The following is a 24,418-nucleotide window of genomic DNA, read 5'->3' on the forward strand; positions in this document are numbered from 1 at the left end:
GGAGGAAAAAATGAACAAAAACGAGAAAAACACAATTGGTGAATACGGTATTTACGATGCCAGTGTTCTTGGAGTACCAAAGATGCTTGTACTTGGTTTACAGCATACTTTCGCTATGTTTGGCGCAACAGTATTAGTTCCGCTTCTTACAGGGTTGGATGTTGCAACAACATTATTGATGGCAGGTTTAGGAACTTTATTATTCCACTTTATTACAGGTAGAAAAGTTCCTGCATTCCTTGGCTCATCATTCGCCTTTTTAGGTGGATATGCAGCTGTAGCCGGATTGAAGCCTGAAGGCTCAGATATTAATATGCTTCCATATGCATGCTTAGGTGTTGCTGTGGCAGGTCTTTTATATTTGGTAGTTGCAGCATTGTTTGCAATATTTGATATAAAGAAGATTATGAAATTTTTCCCACCTGTTGTAACAGGACCAATTATTGTAGCAATCGGTTTAAGTCTTGCAGGAAGTGCAGTTTCAAACTGTCAGACAAACTGGGTTATTGCTTTAATTGCATTAGGTGCAGTAATTGTATTTAACATTTGGGGAAGAGGAATGGCAAAAATCCTTCCAATTCTTTTAGGTGTATTAGTAGCAATTGCAATAGCAGTTATTTTAGCTATCACAACAGGAAGTCATGTATGGGTTGATGGAAATGAATATGTGGCAATGTTTGGAAACCCAAATTTCTTATTAGTATCAATTGATAAATGGATTAATTTTAAAAATGCAGCTTGGATTGGATTACCAATTCATGGTAATGAAATTGTATTTGGTAATGTGCCGGATGCTAAATTAGCAGTAAGTGCAATTATCGCTGTTGTTCCAATCGCTATTGCAACAATGATGGAACATATCGGAGATATTTCAGCAATCAGTGCAACAACAGAAAGAAACTTCCTTGCTAATCCTGGTCTTAAGAGAACATTAGTAGGAGATGGTCTTGCAACAACTCTTTCAGCTTTATTTGGTGGACCGGCTAACACAACATATGGTGAAAACACAGGTGTTCTTGCTTTAACAAAGGTTTATGATCCAAAGGTAGTTGAAATTGCAGCAGTATTTTCAATCTTACTTTCATTCTCACCAAAGGTAGCAGCAGGAATTAACCTTTTACCAACAGGTATTATCGGTGGTATTTCATTTGTACTTTATGGAATGATTTCAAGTATCGGTATAAGAAACATGGTAGAAAATAAAGTTGATTTAACAAAGAGCAGAAACCTTATGGTTGCCGCAATTATTTTAGTATGTGCATTAGGTATTACATCAATTGACTTCTCAATCGGAAGCTTTGATATTAGCCTTACATCACTTGCAGTTGCCGCAATCGCAGGTATTTTATTAAATGCAATTCTTCCTGGAAATGACTATGAATTTAATGATGAAGAATTAGTTAAAAAAGAAATTGAAGAAGTTGCAGCACAAAAGGCTGAGCAGAAATAGAAACGCAGAAAAATAGATTACAGATAAATTAAAACCTTCAAAATGGGAGAAATCTTATTTTGAAGGTTTTTTATTTTGTAAAGTATGCTTTTTTGTACAAATAAAGAAATATACCGATTTTGACTTCAGTATTTGTATTGTTATATATAGGCAATGTAATTTTTAATTAAATTGATAAATCATTTTATTATATTAATGAAAAAAAGGATATATTTATTATTATTTATTATTACACGAATAATAAAATATAAAATATACAAATATATCATAGAAGAAAGCATATGTTGACAAAAATATTGCTAATGATATAATTGAATTAAAAATATATAGTAACAGGAGGTAAGAATATAATGAAAGAAAAATTGTATGGAGCGAAGAAGGTTTATTTAAAAGCTATTTGTTAAAAATGAATATGAATAAAAAAATTGATTACATAATAAAAGGGATAAATATAAAAAATGATACTAATAGTGGAACTATTAGTTGTGAAATAGCTGATAAGGCGACATATACCCCGGAATTTCTCAATACAGCAAGTAATGTAGTTGTATGTGGATTGTTTAATCAACAAGGGCAAGGAAAATATGGATTATGTTGGGCGGCATCTGTTGCAACTATAGTAAACTATAGAAATGGAACGGCATATACAGCTAAAAATGTTGCGGATAGAATGGGAATAGAATATAATACAGGTGGAACATTAGAAAATGCGTCTTTAGCATTAAATCTATATGGAGTTATGTATAAGGCAATATATAACCAAATTAGTTGGACTCTGGTAAAAAAGAATATTGATCAGAAGAGACCTATTTATGTTGCAGCAACTTCGAGTGGAAACGGACATGCGGTTGCATGTTTTGGATATAAAGTTAATAATCAGAAAAAGTATGTATATTTTTGGAATCCTGGTACACAGAGTACTTCTATTGTATTATACAAAACGGCCGGAACAACGTTTTCATATAATAATAGTGTATGGACTTGGAAATATACAGCTGCTAGAAATGGATAAGAGTAATGAAGATAAAAGTATATATATTTGGTATAATAATTATAGTTGGATATTTACTCACAGCATGTAGTAATGATGAAATAAATACAAAAAATGAAAAAACTGATAAAAATAATATTCTTAACAATAAAGAATATAATAAGATTGTTTATTGGATAGGTGGGCAAGGTATTGAAATAACTGATAAAGTAGATGTAGAAAATATAGTAGAGATTTTATCAACTGTTCCGGTGGAACGTAAAGAAAAAGCAGAAGAACGGGCAGGTGGAATTTTCTTGGATTTAATAAGTGATGGTAATCAAGAGGAAAGAATAGTAATATTAAGCGATTATATTTCTTACAATAATGAATATTATTATACAAAATATGATGTTATTCCAAGTGTTGAAGAAATTATTGAAGATGAAGCAAAAAAAAATGGACTAGAATATTTATTTGAAGATACATCGACTGGTCATCAGGGGAAAAAGAAAGTTAAGTAAATAATTTATATAATATATTTCATAAAAATAAGATAAGTATTATATTTTTATATATTATATGAATTATAAAAAAATAGTTTAAGATAACAAAAATAGATAATGTTAATATTTGTAAAAAAGATAATCGATTCGTATAATTGATTATCTTTTTTCTTGACAATTTTACAATATAACTTTAAAATAAAAATAACTTTATAATATAAAGTGAATGAAAGAAGGGCAAGTAATAGATACTATTTATCAACTCTTAGTATCTGGGGAATATTAGCAATATCAACACCATTTATATTGTTTGCAACAAGATTAGTGCTGGCTTTAAGTAAAAGTGAATTGGTAACTGATAACTTAGTATTCTTAACAGATTATGAGAACTTAATTAATATAGTGTTAGTTTGCATTGCAATAATTACTGTTGGATATATAGTAAACAAAAGAGGGTTAGTGGGATTGGCAATTTTAATTCTGTTTTGTTTTATAACTATTAAAGTATTGCCAACTGTAAATATTTATATTAAATTAAATTTGGATAACCAATTACAAATAAGCATATCCTCCATATTTTATTGTGTAGTTAATATATTTGGATATATCGGTCTAGGTTTAATATTGTTACGTCAGGAGAAAAAAAGTGCAAATATCTAATATACCGGAAGCATTTAGTTTATCGATAAGATTAAAGTTAATAAGTTGTTTGCTTAATGGAGAAAAGACTTTTAAAGAATTAAAGCAGATTACAAAAGCTACAGATGGTAATATCAGTGTGCAATTATCCAAATTGGAAGAATGGGGATATATTGAATCGAAAAAAACTATATGCGGAAAAAGACCTAAAACAAGTTATAAGATAACAGAATTTGGAATAGAACAATTTGAAGCCTATGTTAATTTATTAGAGAAAATACTCAATGGTACTTTTATTAATAATACAGAGTGATTCATGGAAAATTGTATAAGTAAATAAGATTCTTACTAAACATTAATAGTGGTTATAATAGAAAAATAAAAACAGATAGTTGTTACAGTGTGCCAATCTTCAAAAGTTAGAACAGAAGCTAACGATTGAAAGGTGGCACTTCGTAATAAAGACTATCTGTTTTTATTTTTCTAAAGTATGCTTTTTGGATGCCGTTTTGATGTATAATTAATTTCAAAATATACGAAAAATACATAAAATGCAAGAAAGCATGGCAGGAGTAATATAACAAATGATTAATATATTAGTAGTCGAAGATGATAAACCAATTTCAGATTTAATAAAGATGAGTTTAAAAAGAGTGGGGTATTTATGTGATACAGCATTAGATGGTGAAATTGCAATAGATAAAATAAATGAAAAAACATATGATTTAATTTTATTGGATATTATGTTACCTAAAGTAAATGGTTTTGAAATTTTAGAATATATAGAACCACGTAAAATACCTGTAATTTTTCTGACAGCAAAAAATTCAGTTGAGGATAAGGTTAGAGGACTTAGAATGGGAGCAGAAGATTATATAGTAAAACCATTTGAAACAACAGAATTGTTGGCAAGAGTTGACGTTGTACTTAGAAGATATAATAAGACAGACAATGTAATTAATATAGCAGGATTGCAGATAGACATGATTTCAATGAAAGTGAGCCGCGATGGAAAGGAAATTTTGCTGACACCAAAGGAATATAATATACTGTTATTATTTGCACATAATCCAAATGTGGCACTTTATAGGGAAACAATATATGAGAGAGTTTGGGGAGAAGAATACGAATATGGTACAAAAACTGTTGATTTGCATATACAAAGATTGCGAAAAAAAGTTGGATGGCAGAAAGAATTAAAAGCAGTTAATAAAGTAGGATATAGATTAGAAGTATAGAACAAATTTAAAATAAAAGCAGGACTAGGTTACAAATGAAAAATATATTTTTAATCAAAGAAGTATAGATAAAGGATAAAGATTGGAATAACGGAATGAAATTTAGAACCAAAGTAGTTGTATGCATGATAAGTATACTTTCAATTATATTTGGTGCAGGCTCAAGTGCACTGATTTTGAACTCATTTAACAGCGCATTGGATAGGGAAAAGAAAAGTGCAATCCAGTCATATGAAATGATATTAAATACACTAAAAGTAGTAAATGGTGTAGAAGCGTGGGCTGACAGCAAAGATATATCAAATACAATTAAGGAAATGTCAACTCAAAGAAATACATCATGGGCTGGAATACATATTTATACAGAAAAAAATGAATTGTATAAAGATGGAAAAATGAAAGATAAATCGGGAAGTTTATTAGAAAGTACAAAATCAAAGAAAAATGTCGACGAGAAAAGTTGCATTACAAAAGTAATAGCAGGAAATGATAAAGAAAAATATCTTAAAGTTTCAGGGGCATTAAAAGTAGGAAAAGAAAAATGTTATTTAGATGTAGCATATGATATTTCACCGATATATGAAGAAAGGGATAAACTACAGCAAATATATTATGAAGTATTTGCAATAATGATTGCTTTATGTGGAATACTTTCGTACAGCAATTCATTTATAATGACAAGACCATTAGTAAGATTGTCAAGAACATCAAAAGCAATTGCCGCAGGTAATATTTCGTATCGTTCAAGAATAAAGACAAAAGATGAAATAGGAACAATGGCAAGGGAATTTGATAAAATGGCGGACAAACTGGAAAATAATATAATTGAATTGAAGGATACAATGGAAAGTCAGAATCAGTTTATAGGAAATTTTACTCATGAACTAAAGACGCCTATGACCTCAATTATAGGATATGCGGATTTGTTACGAAGTCAGGCACTGACAATGGATGAACAGGTAGAAGCAGCAAATTATATTTTTTCAGAGGGCAAGAGATTAGAAAGATTGTCACTAAAACTATTGGACATATTTGTAACTGAAAATAGTGAGGTGAAATTGGTTTTAGTTTCGCCGGGGAAAATAGTTGAACAGTTAGTAGAAAATCTTAAAGCTGATTATTTGAAAAGAAATATTGCATTAAAATATAACTATGAAAAAGGAGTCTGCCTGTTAGAACCAGACCTTGTGCGTTCCCTTATAATTAATTTAATGGATAATAGTAGAAAAGCAATGACTGATAACGGGCATGGTATAATTAGTGTAGAAGTTAAAATGACAGATAATGGTTGTTCAATTATCGTAAAGGATAATGGAAAAGGAATGCCGCCGGAAGCATTACAACACATAACAGAAGCTTTTTATAGAGTTGATAAATCACGTTCAAGAAAACAGGGTGGAGCCGGATTAGGATTGGCGCTGTGTGCAAAAATTGTAGAAGTTCATAATGGCGATATTAAATTTGAAAGTAAAGAAAATGAAGGAACAACTGTAACGGTAGAACTGAAGGGAGGAAGAGCATAAATGTGGTATAGAATTAAAACAATAGCTTTGGTTGCCATAATGATAACTGTAGGTGCTCTTTTCCCAAAAACAGTTTTAACATATCAGGATAAAATTCTTCAGGGAAAAGTATCTAAATATAACATAAATCAAATTGAATTTAAAACTGAGAATGAAATATTTAATATATTAAACAATATATCAAATAATAATTTTTACTATTCGCGTGAAATAGTAAGTGGTATGGAAAAAAGCAGAGCTGAAATATATGAACAGGAAAAATCATTTTTGAAAATTATAAAAGAATATTGTTCTTCAGATTTAGACTTTGAGAATATAAAGTATCATAATGAATCAGCAGATTTATATATAGAAGACTCACAAAATTCAATATATGTAAACGATAATTTGAATTATGGAATATCAGGAACATCCAATGCAACTGCTAGTGATGAGAACAAAAAAAATAGTAAGATGCAGAAAAAAATTATGAGTGAAGCAACTGCAACTAAAATGGTTATATGGAATTGTAATTTAGAAGGTATTGAGGGAATTAGTATAAACATGCAGATAGAGGATGCAACAGGGCTTGTATGTGGATTTTCAATAGATTATGAAAATGTAGAATATACACCATTTATTACTGATGTAGAAGAATTTGTAAAAGCACTTGGAAAATATTATGGAGTGGAAGCGCAAATTAATAATAAAAATTACGGGCAGATAGAAATAATGTTATCTGATAATAATTCAAAAAAACAAATTATAGTGTATATGAATACCGATAAATACGGAGTTTATTTTAATCAGTAAATGATGCCAAAACGATGCCAAAACATAGCCGTTTTTTAGAAACACTTTACTATGATGATTTATAACAAAAAATCATAGTGAGGTGTTTTTTATGTACACAAGTGAAAATGGATACAAAATAAGAAAAGAAAAGGAAAGGGGCAATGAAATAAAAAAATTAAGAAAAAGTAAATTGAAAAAGTGCATAGGTGTATTAGGAATATTAATAGCATTGATTATTATTACAGGGTGTGTGAATAACTTTGGAAAATTTGTGATTACTAAAAATAATGTAAGAGCTGCTAATAAAAATGAGAAAACTATAGAAACAACTAAGCCATCTAAAAAATCAGATTGGAAATTGATTCTTGTGAATTATCAAAATAAAATTAACAGTGATACAAAAATTGATGTGGTGCAATTGAAGAATGGACAGGCAATAGATAAGAGATGTTATGAAGAATTACAGCAAATGATGGATGATTGCAGAGATGAAGGACTTGACCCTATTATTTGTTCATCATATAGAAGCCATAGAAAGCAAAAGATTTTATATGAACAGAAAATTTATGATCTTTTAAATGAAGGTTATTCACAAACGAAAGCAAAAAACGAAGCCGCAACCGTAGTGGCTATTCCGGGAACAAGTGAGCATGAAATCGGGCTTGCAGTAGATATAGTAGATGATAACTATCAAATGTTAGAGAACGAACAGGAGAATACACCGGTTCAAAAATGGTTGATGAAAAACTGTTGGAAATATGGATTTATATTGAGATATCCTGAGAATAAGAAAAAGATAACAGGTGTAATATATGAACCATGGCATTACAGATATGTCGGTAAAACAGCAGCAAAAGAAATAATGAGTAAGGGAATTTGCTTAGAAGAATATTTAGATGAATAATAACAGGTTGAGAGTGAAATAGAAGAGTAAAAAATAACCTTCAAAAAATAGAAATGTTTCTTATCTTTGAAGGTTGTTTTATTTCTGATAATCATAAATTATATAACAATTGAAAATAACAGAAGAACTGCAATAATAGTAAGAAAAACACAACTTACTATATTTAATTTATGTACATTATAGTACAAATTGTTGTTAGCATTCCAAACAAAATATGAATTAATTACATCATCAGGAGTACCAAAATTTTTATATAGTTCTTCAAGAGAAGAAATATTATATTCGTTACAATATTCTTCAAGATAGTTTTGCAATTTTTCTATATATAGTCTTTCAGATTTACCTATAATGGGAAATGCTGATTTTACGTTCTTAACATACATCTTACATACTCTATTCATTATATAGTTTATCCCCCTTTCGTAAAAAATTAATTAAGTGAATCTAAAATAGTCTTAACACCATTTATAGTATTGTTGTAATTATTTGATAATTGCTCAAGATAATTAATACCTTCATCTTCAATGTGATAGTAAATTCTAGTTCTCTTTCTACCAACTAATTTAGAATATTCACTAATTTTTCCTTCATTCTCAAGCTTGTATGTAGCTGTATAAATAGTATTTTGAGAAATAGAAAGAAGTCCACCTGATTTCTCTTCAATGCTTTTAGTAATCTCATATACATAAGCATCGTGATTCTTTAAAAAAGATAGAATAAGTAATTCAGTTATTCCATTAATAAAATAATTTCGTTCAGCCACAATTACACCTACTTTCAAATGATGTGACAAGTATAATATATTTAATTATATAAATCAATATTTTGAATAACAAATTATATAGGTTATAAGAATAACATTGAAAGATGGCAGGCTATTCTTATTTTAAGGCTATATATTTTTTCTATATTTAAAAGTTCAAAATGTAGATACCCTTGCGAAATTTTTGTAATTGTGATAGAGTGTCTCGAGGAAAGACCGCTATGTTATTGCGGCTTTATGGATGGTATTCGAAAGAAACTATACCAAAAGACAATTTCTTATATTAATAATTTGAGTGTGCATAGCCGATATTTCATTTTAGAAAATCGGACTCATTATCCCGTAACTAAGGTTAGGAGGGATGCCATGAAAATTGGATTTATAGGAGCAGGGAAAGTTGGCTTTTCCCTTGGAAAATATTTTGCTGAAAATGGTCAGAATGTTTGTGGCTATTACAGTGAATTTGAACATGATGCTGTGGAAGCAGCAGAATTTACAAACAGTAAAGAATACAAAGAAATCAATGATTTAATAGCGGATAGTGATGTGATTTTTTTGACGGTATCTGATGGGCAGATTAAGTCTGTATGGAATCAGTTGAAAAGTCAGCACATTAAGAATAAGATTATTTGTCATTGTAGTGGCGCTATGTCGTCAGATGTCTTTTCGGATATAACCGACATGAATTGTTACGGTTACTCCATCCATCCACTCTTTGCAGTAAGTAATAAATACGATTCTTACAAAGAGCTTTCCAATAGTTATTTTACAATTGAAGGTGATACAAAATATTTAGACCGGATGATTAGTCTATTTGAAAATCTGGGAAATAAAGTTATTACCATAGACAAAAAAGATAAAGTCAAATATCATGCTGCGGCAGCTGTTTGCAGTAATCTTGTGGTAGGACTTATTAACATGAGTGAAAATCTGCTTAAGGAATGTGGATTTGATGAAAAAAGTGCTCATGAGGCAATTACGCCTATCGTTATGGGAAATATCAAACATATTATTAATGACGGAACGGTTAATGCACTTACGGGACCTATTCAGAGAAATGATATTGGCACAATAAAAAAACATTTGGAATGCCTTAATGATGATGAAAAAAGAACATATAAGGCAGTATCTTTGGAAGTTTTGAAAGTTGCGGAGAACAGAGATAAAAATATTGATTATAGTGAGATGGAGGAAATATTAAAATGAAAACTACAGTAACAACACTTCAGAATATGAAAGCAGAAAATAAAAAAATTGCAATGCTTACATGTTACGATTATTCAACAGCAAAGCTTATGGACGAGGCAGGAGTTGATACAATTTTAGTAGGTGACTCTCTTGGAAATACAATGCTTGGTTACGAAGATACAATCAGCGTAACAGTGGAAGATATGATTCATCACTGCGCAGCTGTTGCAAGAGGGGCAAAGAACCCGTTAATCGTTTGCGATATGCCATTTATGTCATATCAGTCATCAGTATATGATGCAGTTGTAAATGCAGGTCGACTTATGAAAGAGGGACGTGCGCAGATGGTAAAATTAGAGGGCGGAAAAGAAGTTTGCCCACAGATAGAAGCTATTGTTAAAGCATCAATTCCGGTTTGTGCTCATTTGGGACTTACACCACAGTCAATTAACGCACTTGGTGGATATAAGGTACAGGGAAAGACAGAAGATGCAGCTCAGAAATTAATAGATGATGCAAGAGCAGTAGAAGCAGCAGGAGCTTCAATGCTTGTACTTGAATGTGTTCCTGAAAAGCTTGCTACAAAGATTACGGAAGAACTTTCAATTCCTACAATTGGAATTGGAGCAGGAGCAGGTTGTAGCGGACAGGTTTTGGTATATCAGGATATGCTAGGAATGTTTACAGATTACGTTCCAAAGTTTGTTAAGAATTTTGCAAATGTTGGTGAAGTAATGAAAAACGCGTTCAGACAGTACAAAGAGGAAATTAACAATCAGACTTTTCCGGCTGCAGAACATTCATATAAAATAGATGATGAAGTAATAGGAAAATTATATTAAAGAATTGTAAAAAGCGAATAGCCGCCGACCGAAGGGAGGGGCAATACAGAATACAGGAGGAAACAAAATGAACGAAGTTCATTTTCTATAAATGTTTCCGACGAATAGCCGCTGACCGAATGGAGAGGCAATACAGATTACAGGAGGACGAACAATGAAAGTAGTAAAAACAATTAAAGAAGTTAGAGAAAATGTAAATACTTGGAAAAAAGAAGGACAGACAGTTGGATTTGTACCAACAATGGGATATCTTCATGAAGGACATGGAAGTCTTATAAAGAAAGCAAGAGAAGAAAATGATAAAGTTGTAGTCAGCATATTTGTAAATCCAATGCAGTTTGGACCAACAGAAGATTTGGAAAGTTATCCAAGAGATTTAGAAAAGGATAGCAAATTCTGTGAAAGCCTTGGCGCAGATTTGATTTTTAATCCTGAACCTGAAGAAATGTACAAAGATGGTTTTAGTTCATACGTTGATATGTCAGTGTTGACAGAAGAATTATGTGGACTTAGCAGACCTGTTCATTTCAGAGGTGTATGTACAGTAGTAAGCAAATTATTTAACATCGTAAACCCTGACAGAGCTTATTTTGGCCAGAAGGATGCTCAGCAGTTAGCGATTATTAAGCATATGGTACAGGATTTAAATTTTGATATTGAAGTTATCGGTTGCCCTATAGTAAGAGAAGAAGATGGACTTGCAAAGAGTTCAAGAAACACATATCTTTCAGCAGAAGAAAGAAAAGCAGCTTTAATTTTAAGCAGAACAGTTAAGCTTGGAAGAGAAATGCTTGAAGCAGGTGAAACTGATGCGGATAAGATTGTTGAAGCTATGAAGAAAAATATTGAAACTGAACCACTTGCCCGAATTGATTATGTTAAGGCAGTTGATGGACTAACAATGCAACAAATCAAGAAAGTCCAGAAGCCAATGTTAGTAGCTATGGCAGTTTACATCGGAAAAACAAGATTAATAGACAATACCATTTGGGATTAAGCCAAGCCATGCACCTGCAAATAATTTTTTCAGATGAGAGCTTGCTCTCAAATATGAAAAAAATTATTTGCAGGTATACGGCGCAGCCGTCCATGATAAAATGCGGAGCATTTTAGAATGGGGCATGGCAAAAAAAATGCAGGTATACGGCGCAGCCGTCCATGATAAAATGCGGAGCATTTTAGAATGGGGCATGGCAAAAAAATGCAGGTATACGGCGCAGCCGTCCATGATAAAATGCGGAGCATTTTAGAATGGGGCATGGCAGACGGAATACAATGTAAAAATAAAAGCGGAAGGAAATAAAAATGCAGATAGAAATGTTAAAAAGCAAGATACACCGTGCAACAGTAAAACAGGCAGAATTAGATTATGTAGGAAGCATAACAATTGATGAGGATTTATTAGATGCAGCAGGAATTTTAGAATATGAAAAAGTTCAGATTGCTGACGTAGATAATGGAAATAGATTTGAAACTTATGCAATTGCCGGTGAACGCGGTTCAGGAATGATTTGCTTAAATGGAGCAGCAGCACATTGTGTATCATTAGGCGATAAGGTAATTATTATGTGTTATGCACAGATGACACCTGAGGAAGTTAAAGAAAACAAGCCAAAGGTTGTTTTCGTAGATGATGACAACAAAATTACAAGACTTACAAATTACGAAAAACATGGAAGATTATTTGACTTGGAAAAATAGAAAACATGGGAGATTGCCTGATTTAGAAAAATAGGATAAAATAGGGAAGAATATTTGATTTAGAAAAATAGGAGAACCGTTATGTTAAAAGGAAAAACAGTAGTGTTAGGCGTAACAGGAAGCATAGCAGCGTACAAAATTGCAAGCTTGGCGAGTGCTTTAGTAAAACTTCATGCAGATGTAAATGTTATAATGACTAAAAATGCAACAAATTTTATAAATCCTATTACATTTGAATCGCTTACGGGAACAAAATGCCTTGTAGATACATTTGACAGAAATTTTGAATTTCAGGTTGAACATGTGTCATTAGCACAGAAAGCGGATATATTTATGGTGGCTCCTGCCAGTGCAAATGTAATTGGAAAGATTGCAAATGGTATTGCGGATGATATGCTTACGACAACAATTATGGCAGCAAAATGTCCTAAATATATTTCTCCTGCAATGAACACGAATATGTTTGAAAATCCTATTGTTCAGGACAATCTTAAAAAACTAAAGGATTATGGCTATGAAGTTATTGAACCGGCAGTAGGATATCTTGCATGTGGAACTACCGGCAGTGGAAAAATGCCTGAACCTGAAGTGCTTCTTTCATATATTATGAAAGAACTAGCATTTGAAAAAGATTTGAAAGGCAAAAAGATTTTAGTTACTGCGGGTCCTACGAAAGAAAAAATTGATCCTGTTCGTTTCATCAGCAATCATTCTACAGGAAAGATGGGTTATGCAATTGCAAAAAATGCAATGCTTAGAGGTGCAGATGTAACTTTGGTTAGTGGACATACTTCTATAGAAAAACCTGATTTTGTTAAAGTTGTGGATGTCGAAAGTGCACAGGATATGTACGAAGCAGTAGCAGCTGAATTTGACAATCAGGATATTCTCATAATGAGTGCGGCAGTTGCCGATTATCGTCCGGTTAATCCTGCGGATAACAAGATTAAGAAAAAAGAAGGAGATTCTTCAATAGAATTAGAGAGAACAACGGACATCATTGGAACGCTTGCTCCTAAAAAGAAAAATCAGTTTGTATGTGGCTTTTCCATGGAAACTGAAAATATGCTTGAAAATTCAAAAGCAAAACTTGAAAGGAAAAATCTCGACATGATTGTTGCAAACAACTTAAAAGTTAAAGGTGCCGGATTTGGAACAGACACAAACATAGTAACAATTATTACTAAGGATGAAGTAAAAGAGTTGCCAATTATGTCTAAAGACGAGGTAGCAAATGCTTTGCTTAATGAAATAGTTAAAAAACAGAAATGAAAATAAACATATTTCAGACAAAATACTTTTAGTGTTAATACGAAAGGTATTTTTATGAATTGAAACAAACAACGGGTAAATAGCTTGACTGGCTATTTACCCGTTGTTTTATTTATTTTAATTAAGCCTGTTACCGTTAAAGTCATAATGGAATCTTGGTGACAAAGCAACTGAACCGGACAATACTTTTCTGTAGTTTTTTATAAGTGATACAGCCACAGGAACAGAATCTCTTAACATTTTTTCTAATTCAATTGTATTTTTACGACATTTCTTATTTGCCTCAGGTTCAATCATGTGACCTTTAAAAGATTTATAATGAAATGTTCCACGCATGAGAATGTCAATTATTTTTTGCTTTGGCTTTCTAGGAGCAACAAATAAATGCTTAATAAGTCGCATCCATCGCATGCATTTATGTGAAGCAATTGTTGAAAGTCCTTTATAAAATACAGCAGCACTTTTGGCGGTGGCATAATCTGTAGAAACAAGTTTGTGCATTGGGTAGCGTTCAGGTTTAAAACCATCTTTTGAAAGCAAAAGATTCTCCAAATCACCTTCAATTTCTATGTGACCGCAACCTGTTTCATTCATACTTAAATTAACATAGGGATGACAAATGCTGTCCAATGTAAAATGGCATATAAATCCCATGATATAACTGAATTCTGCACTGTGAATTCCATATTTATGTACTACATCAATGGAATTAAGCATAAATGTGTAAGCATCGGATTTGTGAAGTTTAACACCATATTGGTTGATTTTGTTCATTGAAAAGGCTCTGTAGAAAAATAGATAATCAGGGCCCTGAAGTCCAAGTCTGAATGAATTTGGATATCTTCTGATAATTTCTTTATATTCAACGGGCAAATTTTTAATTACAAGTTTGCCAAATTTGTTATGAGCATATAATGAGGGCATAGTAATTCCTCCTTCTTAAGTATAAAACTTTTGTATAAATTCTTCTGTAGTTAGCCGTACCAAGTTTTTTCACCCGCGTATGAGTAAACTCAAGTGGGCTTAGAAACTCCAACGTTGATACCTACGGATTGTTTCGTGCTACGCACTCTTTACCCTAGCCTCGTATAATTTTATTTTAGCACAAATTAAAAAAAAAATAACATTATGAATATTAAATTTTCATTAATAATGTATTACTCAATAAAAAAGTTACAGAATTTGACTATTGCAAATTGTGCAAAAGGGTGTTATCATCATAACAGAACGTATGTTCGACAGAAAGGCGGTGACACATACATGGATAGCATGGAATTGAGTAATAAATCAGACGTAATTAGTATTGACAATTTAAGTAAAGAGCTTAATGATGCTACATATAATAAAACCAGCGTTATTGATGACAGTAAATTTAATACAGATTCCGTGGAAGTTAATGTTACTCATAATCTTAGCATGTCAGAGAAGTTAAGAATATTGACAGATGCTGCCAAGTACGATGTGGCGTGTACAAGTAGTGGCGTCGACAGAAGCAATAAGGGAAGTGGACTTGGAGATACTCATGCGTGTGGAATATGTCATACATTTGCGGCGGATGGAAGATGTGTGTCACTACTTAAGATATTATTTACTAATGAGTGTATATATGATTGCAAGTATTGTGTTAACAGAGTTTCTAATGATGTGCCGAGGACAACATTTACACCTGATGAAGTTTGTAAATTAACCATAGAGTTTTATAGAAGAAATTATATAGAAGGGCTATTTTTGAGCTCGGGAATAGTTAAGAATCCTAATCATACAATGTCACTTATTTATGAAGCAATTTGGAAATTGAGAAATATACATCATTTTTATGGCTATATACATGTAAAAGTAATTCCGGGTACATCACCTGAAATTATTGAAAAATTGGGTTTTCTTGTTGATAGAATGAGTGCCAACTTAGAATTGCCAACGCAGGAAAGCCTTTCTGAACTTGCACCGAACAAGCATCATAAGAATATAATTACACCCATGAAACAGATTAAAGATGGAATGGGTCATTTGCTTCCGGGGAAGAATGACGGATATTATTATCCAATGAAATATGGAGGTTATAAGAGTTCTAAATTTGTCCCGGCAGGGCAGAGCACTCAGATGATTATTGGAGCAACAAGAGAAACAGATTACCAGATATTAAATGTAACAGCTACATTGTATGAGAAGTTTAAACTTAAGAGAGTGTTTTATTCAGGATTTGTAGATGTGAATCATAATATAGAGGCACCATCTTTGGGAGGTCATAGCATTTTACTTAGAGAACATAGATTGTATCAGGCGGATTGGCTGTTAAGATATTATGGCTTTACGGCAGGTGAATTATTAAGCAAAGAGAAGCCTAATTTTAATATGGCGTTAGATCCTAAATGCGACTGGGCTATTAATCATATAGAACAGTTCCCTGTGGAGATTATGAGGGCAGATTATTATACGTTGTTAAGAGTTCCGGGAATTGGTGTAAAGTCTGCAAAACGAATTGTGTCAGCAAGACGATATGGTAAGTTGGAGTTTTCTAATTTAAAGAAGATGGGTGTTGTATTAAAAAGAGCAGCATTTTTTATAACATGTAACGGAAAGACAATGATGCCTCTTAATATGAATCAGGATTATATAGCACGTTCAATAGCGGATAGTGACAGAAAGAATACTTATGCCATTGATAATAATATTACTTATACGCAGATGAATATATTTGATATGGGGGTGAACTGATGAATGAATTTAAGGAAATAACTCTTGTATGTGATGACTCATTTGATGGAATTATGACTGCTGTATATGACGGATGGGTTTTAATGCTTAAGGGTAATAAAGTAAAGATTTATCCGGGAGATGATTATGCATATGAGTTGTTTTGTGAGAACATTAATTGTAAGACTAACGTAAAGAAGGCAATTAGTGTTGCACAGGCAATTCAGCAGAAGATATCGGTTGAAGCATATGAATATGTTTTCAGGGCAGCACATCATTATGATAAGAATCGCGGGAATGCTATTTTGGAATTCCTTAAAGTGGGATTTAGAGCAGGTAGTAGAACTACTAAGATGCTTAGTGAAAATAGAGTAATGACCGTAATGGAATTGGCAAGAAAAGTTTCTAATGAGGCGAATGTATTCAGAGAAATATTAAGATTTAAAGAAATTAACGGTAAATTTTTATTTGGCACAATAAGTCCTAAGTGTGATGTTTTACTATTAATTGAGAATCATTTTACATGCAGATATCCTGAAGAAAACTGGATTATATATGATGATATTAGAAAAAAAGCGCTAGTTCACAGGTATAAAAGTGAAACAATAGTTGTATCCGGAGAAGAGCTAGATAGAGTGATTGATCAGATTGATATAGATGATGATTATGAGGAATTGTGGAAAGTATTTTTTGATGCGATAGCGATAGAAGAGAGAAGAAATGAAAAGTGTCAGATGAGACACGTCCCTAAATGGTATAGAAAACATATGAATGAATTTAATTAAAACATTTTTAAAGTGTACTTATTAAAAAAAAAGTGCTATACTATCGAATAAGTATGGGTTATGTCGCAATGACATAATCCATAATAAAACTACTATTCAGGAGGAACTCATGAGCAAGGTAAAGAGAGTTTATGTGGAAAAGAAACAGCCATATGCTGTTAAAGCCAAGGAACTTACAGAGGATATCAAGGGTTATTTAGGAATCAACACATTGGATGCCGTAAGAGTTTTAGTAAGATATGATGTTGAGAATTTATCTGAAGACACTTATAAGAAAGCATTAACAACAGTATTTTCTGAACCACCGGTTGATAATGTTTATGAAGAAAATTTTCCGTTTAACGAAACAGACAGAATTTTTAGCGTGGAATATTTGCCGGGACAGTTTGATCAGAGAGCTGATTCTGCAGAACAGTGTGTTAAGTTTTTAAATGAAGACGAGAAGCCTGTAATTAAAAGTGCAACAACATATGTTTTAGAAGGACATATGAGTGATGAACAGTTTGAACAGGTTAAGTCATATTGTATTAACCCTGTAGATTCAAGAGAAACAGGTTTAGAAAAACCTGAAACACTTGTAACAGAATTTGAAGAACCTGCAGATGTTATTATATTCGATGGCTTTAAGGATATGGAGGAAGCACCACTTAAAGAATTATATGATTCTTTAGGACTTGCTATGACATTTAAAGATTTTCTTCACATTCAGAATTATTACAAGAATGAAGAAGACAGAGATCCTTCAATAACAGAAATAAGAGTATTAGATACATATTGGTCAGATCATTGCCGTCATACAACATTTAATACAGAACTTACAGATGTTACATTTGATGATGGATATTTTAATAGTCCACTTGTTAAGACATACGAAGAGTATATGGAAACAAGAGAAAGTGTTTTCAAGGGTAGAAAGGACAAGTTTGTCTGCTTTATGGATTTAGCACTTATGGCTATGCGTAAGTTAAAGATGGAAGGTAAATTAGACGACCAGGAAGAATCAGATGAAATAAATGCATGTAGTATTGTTGTGCCTGTAGAAGTTGACGGCAAGGAAGAAGAATGGCTTGTTAACTTTAAGAATGAAACACACAACCATCCTACAGAAATTGAACCATTTGGTGGCGCTGCAACATGTTTAGGTGGAGCAATCAGAGATCCATTGTCAGGACGTACATATGTATATCAGGCAATGCGTGTAACAGGTGCAGCTGATCCAACTAAGTCAATGAGCGAAACTTTAAAGGGTAAATTACCACAGAAGAAGATTGTTCAGGGAGCAGCTAATGGATATAGTTCATATGGTAACCAGATTGGTCTTGCAACAGGATATGTTAAGGAAATTTATCATCCTGATTATGTTGCTAAGAGAATGGAAATCGGTGCGGTTATGGGAGCAGCTCCTAGACGTGCAGTACAGAGATTAAATTCTGACCCGGGTGACATTATTATCTTATTAGGTGGTAGAACAGGAAGAGACGGTTGTGGTGGAGCAACAGGTTCTTCAAAGATTCATACAGAACAGTCAATTGAAAGCTGTGGAGCAGAAGTTCAGAAGGGTAATGCACCTACAGAACGTAAATTACAGAGATTGTTCAGACGTGAAGAAGTAAGTTATTTAATTAAGAAATGTAATGACTTTGGTGCAGGTGGTGTATCTGTTGCTATAGGTGAATTAGCAGACGGATTACATGTAAACCTCGATAAAGTAACTAAGAAATATGCAGGTCTTGATGGTACGGAAATTGCAATTTCAGAATCACAGGAAAGAATGGCAGTTGTTGTAGATCCTAAAGATGTAGAACAGTTCTTAAAATATGCTAATGAAGAAAATCTTGAAGCAACAGAAGTAGCATATGTAACAGAAGAACCTAGACTTGTATTAGAATGGAGAGGAAAAGAGATAGTTAATATTTCAAGAGCATTCCTCGATACAAACGGAGCTCATCAGGAAACAACAGTAGAAGTTGAAATGCCGGATGAAGATAAGAACTTCTTCAAGAAACCTCAGGTTGATGATGTTAAGGAAAAATGGTTAGAAACATTATCAGATTTAAATGAGTGTTCACAGAAGGGATTAGTAGAAAAATTTGACGGCTCAATTGGAGCAGGTTCAGTATTTATGCCATTTGGTGGTAAATATCAGTTAACAGAAACTCAGACAATGGTAGCTAAGCTTCCTGTACTTAAAGGTAAATGCGATACAGTAACAATTATGAGTTACGGATTTGATCCATATCTTTCAAGTTGGAGCCCATACCATGGTGCAATTTATGCAGTAGTAGATTCTGTAGCTAAGGTAGTTGCAACAGGTGGTGATTATAAGAAGATTAGATTTACATTCCAGGAATACTTCAGAAGAATGACAGAAGATCCAAAGCGTTGGAGCCAGCCATTTGCAGCACTTCTTGGTGCATATGACGCTCAGATGGGATTTGGTCTTCCATCAATCGGTGGTAAGGATAGTATGTCAGGTACATTTAATGATATTGATGTTCCTCCAACACTTGTTTCATTTGCGGTAGATGTTGCAAAAGAAAAAGATATTATTACACCCGAATTTAAAGAAGTTGGAAGTAAGATTGTTAAATTTGAAATATGCAGAGACCAGTACGAAAAGCCAAATTACGAATGTATGATGAAGTTATATGATGCAATTCATGAAATGATTCAGAATGGAACTATAATTTCAGCATATGCATTAGATAGTAAAGGTGTTATTCCAGCAGTAAGTAAGATGGCATTTGGTAATAAGATTGGTGTTTCTGTCAGCGGACAGATTCCTGGAGCAGATTTATTTGCACCTGGATATGGTGATATAATTGCAGAAGTACCTGCTGATAAGATTGATGATGTAAATGTAAGTTATGTATTAATCGGTGAAACAACAGATGATGCTACACTTAAATATGGAGAAGAATCAATTTTATTAGATGATGCAATTAAGACATGGGAAAAACCACTTGAAAAAGTATTCCCAACAAGAAGTCATAAAGACACATCAGTTATCGATACTCCTGTATACGATAAAGGAAGTGTTTATGTATGCAAGAATAAGATTGCTAAACCTACAGTATTTATTCCTGTATTCCCAGGAACTAACTGTGAATATGACAGTGCTAAGGCATTTGAAAATGCAGGCGCAAAAGTTATTACAAAGGTATTTAAGAATCTTACACCTGAAGATATCAGAGATTCAGTAAAAATCTTTGAAGAAAGCATTAATCAGTCACAGATTATTATGTTCCCAGGTGGATTTAGTGCAGGTGATGAACCGGATGGATCAGCTAAGTTCTTTGCTACAGCATTTAGAAATGAAAAGATTAAAGAAGCTGTTCATAAACTTTTAAATGAAAGAGATGGATTAGCACTTGGTATATGTAATGGTTTCCAGGCTTTAATTAAGCTGGGATTAGTTCCAAATGGACAGATTACAGGACAGAATGAAAATTCACCAACATTAACATACAACACAATTAACAGACATGTATCTAAGATGGTTTATACAAAGGTTGTGTCAAATAAATCACCTTGGTTACAGTTAGCAGAACTTGGTGGTACATATGTAAATCCTGCTTCACATGGTGAAGGAAGATTTGTTGCATCTGAAGAATGTATTAAAGAATTATTTGCTAACGGTCAGGTTGCTACTCAGTATGTAAATGAACAGGGACAGCCTACAATGGATGAAGAATGGAATGTAAACGGTTCATATTATGCAATTGAAGGTATTACATCTCCAGACGGAAGATGCTTAGGTAAGATGGCTCATATCGAAAGAAAAGGAAACTCAGTAGCTATGAATATTTATGGCGAACAGGATCTTAAGGTATTTGAAGCCGGAGTTAAGTATTTTAAATAATAAAAACACTTATATTGTAAATAATAAAAATAAACAAAATTATGGGCCCGGAGTAATCCGGGCTCATATTGAAAAGGAAGATGCGATATGAATTATTTGAAAAGTCTTAAATGGGAAATGGTAATTTATGCTTTGTTATGTATATTAATGGGCATTTTGATGATGATTTATCCAAGTAGCATATTGAATACAATTTGTTATATAATAGCAGTTATATTTTTACTTTTAGCAATAAGATATTTACTTGAATATAGAAAAAGAGATTTGATAAATGATTTTTATAAATATGAACTTGTAGTTGGAATTATTTTTATAGTTGCTGCAATATTTGTTCTTGTAAAAAAAGATTTTGTTATATCAATCATTCCGTTTATAGTTGGAATAATTATAGTGATAAGTGGAATTATGAAAATTGAAAATGCTTTGGATTTGAAAAGAATGGATTCACATTGGGTATTTTTACTTATAGTGGCAATTGTTAATGTATTATTAGGAATTGTAATATTAATTAATCCTCAGAACACAGCAGTATTTGTTACAAGAATTACAGGAATAATTTTAACATACTCAGGAGTTGTAGATTTAATTACAACATTAACTGTATCAGGTAAAATTAGAAGATGGGTAGATGATAATGCAATTATAGATACAGAAAGCAGAGATATAGATGAATAAAACCAAAAGCCTCGCAAATTGCGAGGCTTTTGGTTTTATTGGCTCTTTGTAAAGAATGGGGTAACCCAAGTTTTATTGTGCACCTTTTAGCACACGCTTTGAATCTTTGTAAAATATGGTGAAACCCAAGCGTATAAACATTTACTTCTCGTAATATATATCTATTTTAAAGTTTCGTATTTCTGAATAATACCTACACCTATAGGATAAGGACCTGTGTGAACAGCAGTTGTCATACCGATATCAACATTAAGTTCGTCTAAGCATTTTACTCCAAGTGTGCTTTCAGCATCCTTTAAGAATTCAGCTCCTTCCTCTTTATCATATCCCCAACCAACGTTGAAGTTGTAATCATCTTTACTCAAATTGTTGTCAGTAAAGTGCTTGTTAACAGTATCCAAAACAGCTTTCTTCAACTTAGCACGACTTCTGCCGATTCCGCCTAAACCTAATTCACCGTTTTTAAGTAAGATGATAGGTTTGATTCCTAATTTACCTGTTGCAATTGAAGCAAGCTTTCCAATACGACCACCGATTCTAAGATAATCAAGAGAACCAACAGTAAAGAAAATGATTGCTGTAGGAATTAATTTGTCAATTTTTTCAACAGACTCTTCAAAACTAAGACCGTCATTTTTCATCTTTACAATTTCATTTACTAATAATGCCTGTGTAACAGTGTTTTGCTTAGAATCAAATACTGCAATCTTTGCATCAGGGTAGTCTTCCTTAATTAAATCAGCAGCTGTTCTTGCTGAATTATAAGAACCACTAAGAACAAGAGAAATTGTTAAACATATAACAGGAATATCCTGTTTAACATATTCTAAAAATGTATTCATATATTCTTCAACTGATGGAAGTGATGACTTTGGAAAAACATTTTCATTAACAAGCCTTGTGTAAAACTCATCTCTTGTTATATCAATGCTGTCTTTTAAATAATGTTCCTGGTCAAAAGAAACAGAGAAAGGAACAACTGTAATGTCATTTTTTTCAACATATTCTTTTGATAAATCACATGCGCTATCGCTAATTATTTTATACATAAAACTAAACTCCTTAAGATAAAAGAATCTTTTGTAAAATCTATATAGTTATCAATACTAGATGAAGTATAACACTAAACTATCATACTGGCAATAGATAAAATAATAATAACATAAAATAATGCAAAATAGCTATGAACTTTATATATTTCATTTTCTTTTACTTATATATTTCATTTTCTTTTACTTGCCTTGAAACGAATACATTTATTTGATATACTTTTAGATGGCGTATTCTGCCTGAAAACAGGCGGCCGGAAAGAGGTATATATGACAATTCTTATTAAGAACGGAAGAGTAATTAATCCGTCTGAGAAAATGGACAAGGTGTTAGATGTCTATGTTAAGGACGGAGTAATTGTTGAAAAAGGGGAAAACATCGAAAAAGAAGCTGATAAGGTTATTGATGCTAAGGGATGTTTTGTAATGCCGGGACTTATAGACTTACATGTTCATTTTAGAGACCCGGGGCTTACTTATAAAGAAGATATAATAACAGGAAGTATGGCGGCAGCTAATGGTGGATTTACATCTGTATGTTGCATGCCAAATACAAAACCTGTTACTGACAATGCAGAAGTGGTCAGATATATTATAAATAAAGGAAAAGAAGCAGGATATACAAATGTACTTCCTGTAGGTTCTGTTACTAAAGGAATGGCAGGAAAAGAAATAACAGATGTATTCGAACTTAAAGAGGCAGGTATATGTGCTATAAGTGAAGATGGTAAATCTGTTATGGATTCTAATGTATATCGTGATGCAATGAAAAATGCAGTTAAAGCGGATGTGCCGGTATTAGCTCATTGCGAAGATATCAATTTAGTAAATGGCGGCGTAATGAATATGGGCGACAAATCAGAAGAATTTGGAGTTAAGGGTATTAGTAACGCTGTTGAAGATATAATTGTGGCAAGAGATATTTTGCTTGCAAAAGAAACAGGGGCTAAATTACATTTGTGCCATTGCTCAACAAAAGACAGTGTAACAATGGTTAAAAAAGCAAAAGAAGACGGAGTTAAAGTTACTGCAGAAGTATGTCCACATCATTTTGCCATGAGTACAGATGATATGGATAGTGCAGATGCAAATTATAAAATGAATCCTCCACTTAGAACAAGAGAGGATGTTGACGCACTTATAAAGGGACTTAGCGAAGATGTTATGGATGTAATTGCAACAGATCACGCACCACATAGTGCAGAGGAAAAAGCAAGAAGCATAACAGAAGCACCTTTTGGAATTGTAGGATTGGAAACAGCAGTACCATTAACAGTGACTCATTTGCTTAAACCGGGATTTATCACACCTATGCAGATGGCTGAAAAGATGAGCTATAATCCTGCTAAAGTATTAGGAATAGACAAAGGTTCATTGGACGAAGGAAAAGTAGCCGATATTACAATTATCAATCCGGATGAGGAATACATTATTGATGTAAATGAATTTAAGTCTAAAGGAAGAAATACTCCATTTGGAGGAACAAAAGTATCAGGAAAAGTTAAATGGACAATTTTAGGTGGAAAGATTGTTAAGGAGCCTGAAGAAGAAAGATAAGTAAATTAATATAAAGCATAAAGGAG

22 protein-coding genes are annotated in these 24,418 nt (G+C 32.6%); 18 read left to right on the forward strand and 4 right to left on the reverse strand.

What is annotated here, in order from left to right:
- The first annotated feature begins 10 nt into the window (after window positions 1-10).
- The 8 genes from N5B56_RS03775 to N5B56_RS03810 all read left to right on the forward strand — a co-directional run bounded on the left by N5B56_RS03775 (window position 11) and on the right by N5B56_RS03810 (window position 8,004).
- On the forward strand, window positions 11-1,450 hold the full coding sequence (locus tag N5B56_RS03775) for a uracil-xanthine permease family protein (RefSeq protein ID WP_118565344.1): 1,440 nt from the start codon (window positions 11-13) through the stop codon (window positions 1,448-1,450).
- A gap of 412 nt (window positions 1,451-1,862) precedes the next feature.
- Window positions 1,863-2,462, forward strand: coding sequence for a papain-like cysteine protease family protein (locus N5B56_RS03780; protein WP_158574507.1), 600 nt, complete (start codon window positions 1,863-1,865; stop codon window positions 2,460-2,462).
- 5 nt (window positions 2,463-2,467) lie between these two features.
- A complete protein-coding gene (locus N5B56_RS03785) occupies window positions 2,468-2,944 on the forward strand; it encodes a hypothetical protein (RefSeq protein WP_022089749.1) in 477 nt (158 codons plus the stop codon).
- Window positions 2,945-3,572: 628 nt separating this feature from the next.
- A complete protein-coding gene (locus N5B56_RS03790) occupies window positions 3,573-3,878 on the forward strand; it encodes a transcriptional regulator (RefSeq protein ID WP_022089751.1) in 306 nt (101 codons plus the stop codon).
- 271 nt (window positions 3,879-4,149) lie between these two features.
- On the forward strand, window positions 4,150-4,803 hold the full coding sequence (locus N5B56_RS03795) for a response regulator transcription factor (RefSeq protein ID WP_022089752.1): 654 nt from the start codon (window positions 4,150-4,152) through the stop codon (window positions 4,801-4,803).
- Window positions 4,804-4,898: 95 nt separating this feature from the next.
- Entirely contained in the window at window positions 4,899-6,326 is a 1,428-nt protein-coding gene (locus N5B56_RS03800; protein WP_117908744.1) for a sensor histidine kinase, read from the forward strand.
- Complete coding sequence (locus tag N5B56_RS03805; RefSeq protein WP_117908745.1) at window positions 6,327-7,118, forward strand: hypothetical protein; 792 nt, start codon at window positions 6,327-6,329, stop codon at window positions 7,116-7,118.
- 91 nt (window positions 7,119-7,209) lie between these two features.
- Window positions 7,210-8,004, forward strand: coding sequence for a M15 family metallopeptidase (locus N5B56_RS03810; RefSeq protein WP_118565342.1), 795 nt, complete (start codon window positions 7,210-7,212; stop codon window positions 8,002-8,004).
- Window positions 8,005-8,102: 98 nt separating this feature from the next.
- Here the strand turns inward: N5B56_RS03810 and N5B56_RS03815 are convergent, their stop codons facing one another.
- Window positions 8,103-8,405 (reverse strand): DUF6120 family protein, encoded by a 303-nt coding sequence (locus N5B56_RS03815; RefSeq protein ID WP_118565341.1) that lies wholly within the window; start codon window positions 8,403-8,405, stop codon window positions 8,103-8,105.
- Window positions 8,406-8,434: 29 nt separating this feature from the next.
- Window positions 8,435-8,767 (reverse strand): PadR family transcriptional regulator, encoded by a 333-nt coding sequence (locus N5B56_RS03820; protein WP_022089757.1) that lies wholly within the window; start codon window positions 8,765-8,767, stop codon window positions 8,435-8,437.
- A gap of 297 nt (window positions 8,768-9,064) precedes the next feature.
- On the opposite strand from N5B56_RS03820, the gene N5B56_RS03825 reads away from it, so the two are divergent.
- The 5 genes from N5B56_RS03825 (at window position 9,065) to coaBC (ending at window position 13,770) form a co-directional block, all read left to right on the forward strand.
- Window positions 9,065-9,973: a Rossmann-like and DUF2520 domain-containing protein gene (locus tag N5B56_RS03825; RefSeq protein ID WP_428979579.1), complete on the forward strand. Its 909-nt coding sequence runs from the start codon at window positions 9,065-9,067 to the stop codon at window positions 9,971-9,973.
- Window positions 9,970-10,797 carry a 3-methyl-2-oxobutanoate hydroxymethyltransferase gene (gene panB, locus N5B56_RS03830; protein WP_022089759.1) on the forward strand — a complete coding sequence of 276 codons (828 nt, stop codon included), beginning with the start codon at window positions 9,970-9,972 and terminating at the stop codon, window positions 10,795-10,797. Before N5B56_RS03825 ends, panB begins: the two co-directional genes overlap by 4 nt.
- A 154-nt stretch (window positions 10,798-10,951) precedes the next feature.
- Complete coding sequence (gene panC / locus N5B56_RS03835) at window positions 10,952-11,794, forward strand: pantoate--beta-alanine ligase (RefSeq protein WP_260978416.1); 843 nt, start codon at window positions 10,952-10,954, stop codon at window positions 11,792-11,794.
- A gap of 308 nt (window positions 11,795-12,102) precedes the next feature.
- Window positions 12,103-12,498, forward strand: a complete 396-nt coding sequence (gene panD / locus N5B56_RS03840) for an aspartate 1-decarboxylase (RefSeq protein ID WP_022089761.1) — start codon at window positions 12,103-12,105, stop codon at window positions 12,496-12,498.
- A gap of 81 nt (window positions 12,499-12,579) precedes the next feature.
- Window positions 12,580-13,770 (forward strand): bifunctional phosphopantothenoylcysteine decarboxylase/phosphopantothenate--cysteine ligase CoaBC, encoded by a 1,191-nt coding sequence (coaBC, locus tag N5B56_RS03845; RefSeq protein WP_117908753.1) that lies wholly within the window; start codon window positions 12,580-12,582, stop codon window positions 13,768-13,770.
- 117 nt (window positions 13,771-13,887) lie between these two features.
- On the opposite strand, the gene N5B56_RS03850 is transcribed toward coaBC, so the two are convergent.
- A complete protein-coding gene (locus tag N5B56_RS03850; protein WP_117908755.1) occupies window positions 13,888-14,694 on the reverse strand; it encodes a zinc dependent phospholipase C family protein in 807 nt (268 codons plus the stop codon).
- Window positions 14,695-14,898: 204 nt separating this feature from the next.
- On the opposite strand from N5B56_RS03850, the gene N5B56_RS03855 reads away from it, so the two are divergent.
- From N5B56_RS03855 to N5B56_RS03870, 4 genes are all read left to right on the forward strand, one after another.
- The gene (locus N5B56_RS03855; RefSeq protein ID WP_428979577.1) at window positions 14,899-16,485 is read left to right on the forward strand and encodes a putative DNA modification/repair radical SAM protein; all 1,587 of its coding nucleotides are present in this window, start codon (window positions 14,899-14,901) and stop codon (window positions 16,483-16,485) included.
- On the forward strand, window positions 16,485-17,249 hold the full coding sequence (locus tag N5B56_RS03860) for a TIGR03915 family putative DNA repair protein (protein WP_118565337.1): 765 nt from the start codon (window positions 16,485-16,487) through the stop codon (window positions 17,247-17,249). Before N5B56_RS03855 ends, N5B56_RS03860 begins: the two co-directional genes overlap by 1 nt.
- 109 nt (window positions 17,250-17,358) lie before the next feature.
- Complete coding sequence (locus tag N5B56_RS03865) at window positions 17,359-21,111, forward strand: phosphoribosylformylglycinamidine synthase (protein ID WP_118565336.1); 3,753 nt, start codon at window positions 17,359-17,361, stop codon at window positions 21,109-21,111.
- Between the two features lie 87 nt (window positions 21,112-21,198).
- Complete coding sequence (locus N5B56_RS03870; protein WP_118565335.1) at window positions 21,199-21,786, forward strand: HdeD family acid-resistance protein; 588 nt, start codon at window positions 21,199-21,201, stop codon at window positions 21,784-21,786.
- 161 nt (window positions 21,787-21,947) lie between these two features.
- Here N5B56_RS03870 and N5B56_RS03875 read toward each other — a convergent pair whose 3' ends face one another.
- On the reverse strand, window positions 21,948-22,835 hold the full coding sequence (locus N5B56_RS03875; protein ID WP_260978417.1) for a DegV family protein: 888 nt from the start codon (window positions 22,833-22,835) through the stop codon (window positions 21,948-21,950).
- A gap of 270 nt (window positions 22,836-23,105) precedes the next feature.
- Here N5B56_RS03875 and N5B56_RS03880 point away from each other — a divergent pair, with 270 nt between their 5' ends.
- Complete coding sequence (locus N5B56_RS03880) at window positions 23,106-24,392, forward strand: dihydroorotase (protein ID WP_117908765.1); 1,287 nt, start codon at window positions 23,106-23,108, stop codon at window positions 24,390-24,392.
- Window positions 24,393-24,418: the final 26 nt, after the last annotated feature.

The sequence above is a fragment of the Eubacterium album genome (genome assembly GCF_025336545.1).
Lineage (GTDB): Bacteria > Bacillota > Clostridia > Lachnospirales > Lachnospiraceae > Eubacterium_U > Eubacterium_U album.

What these genes read in the sequence shown, in the direction of transcription:
- N5B56_RS03880 (WP_117908765.1), top strand. Translation starts at nt 23,106, where the DNA reads ATGACAATTCTTATTAAGAACGGAAGAGTAATTAATCCGTCTGAGAAA.
- N5B56_RS03855 (WP_428979577.1), top strand. Translation starts at nt 14,899, where the DNA reads ATGAATATTAAATTTTCATTAATAATGTATTACTCAATAAAAAAGTTA.
- N5B56_RS03785 (WP_022089749.1), top strand. Translation starts at nt 2,468, where the DNA reads ATGAAGATAAAAGTATATATATTTGGTATAATAATTATAGTTGGATAT.
- N5B56_RS03870 (WP_118565335.1), top strand. Translation starts at nt 21,199, where the DNA reads ATGAATTATTTGAAAAGTCTTAAATGGGAAATGGTAATTTATGCTTTG.
- N5B56_RS03795 (WP_022089752.1), top strand. Translation starts at nt 4,150, where the DNA reads ATGATTAATATATTAGTAGTCGAAGATGATAAACCAATTTCAGATTTA.
- N5B56_RS03780 (WP_158574507.1), top strand. Translation starts at nt 1,863, where the DNA reads ATGAATAAAAAAATTGATTACATAATAAAAGGGATAAATATAAAAAAT.
- N5B56_RS03875 (WP_260978417.1), bottom strand. Translation starts at nt 22,835, where the DNA reads ATGTATAAAATAATTAGCGATAGCGCATGTGATTTATCAAAAGAATAT.
- panB (WP_022089759.1), top strand. Translation starts at nt 9,970, where the DNA reads ATGAAAACTACAGTAACAACACTTCAGAATATGAAAGCAGAAAATAAA.
- panD (WP_022089761.1), top strand. Translation starts at nt 12,103, where the DNA reads ATGCAGATAGAAATGTTAAAAAGCAAGATACACCGTGCAACAGTAAAA.
- N5B56_RS03800 (WP_117908744.1), top strand. Translation starts at nt 4,899, where the DNA reads ATGAAATTTAGAACCAAAGTAGTTGTATGCATGATAAGTATACTTTCA.
- N5B56_RS03805 (WP_117908745.1), top strand. Translation starts at nt 6,327, where the DNA reads ATGTGGTATAGAATTAAAACAATAGCTTTGGTTGCCATAATGATAACT.
- N5B56_RS03810 (WP_118565342.1), top strand. Translation starts at nt 7,210, where the DNA reads ATGTACACAAGTGAAAATGGATACAAAATAAGAAAAGAAAAGGAAAGG.
- N5B56_RS03860 (WP_118565337.1), top strand. Translation starts at nt 16,485, where the DNA reads ATGAATGAATTTAAGGAAATAACTCTTGTATGTGATGACTCATTTGAT.
- N5B56_RS03815 (WP_118565341.1), bottom strand. Translation starts at nt 8,405, where the DNA reads ATGAATAGAGTATGTAAGATGTATGTTAAGAACGTAAAATCAGCATTT.
- panC (WP_260978416.1), top strand. Translation starts at nt 10,952, where the DNA reads ATGAAAGTAGTAAAAACAATTAAAGAAGTTAGAGAAAATGTAAATACT.
- N5B56_RS03775 (WP_118565344.1), top strand. Translation starts at nt 11, where the DNA reads ATGAACAAAAACGAGAAAAACACAATTGGTGAATACGGTATTTACGAT.
- coaBC (WP_117908753.1), top strand. Translation starts at nt 12,580, where the DNA reads ATGTTAAAAGGAAAAACAGTAGTGTTAGGCGTAACAGGAAGCATAGCA.
- N5B56_RS03850 (WP_117908755.1), bottom strand. Translation starts at nt 14,694, where the DNA reads ATGCCCTCATTATATGCTCATAACAAATTTGGCAAACTTGTAATTAAA.
- N5B56_RS03865 (WP_118565336.1), top strand. Translation starts at nt 17,359, where the DNA reads ATGAGCAAGGTAAAGAGAGTTTATGTGGAAAAGAAACAGCCATATGCT.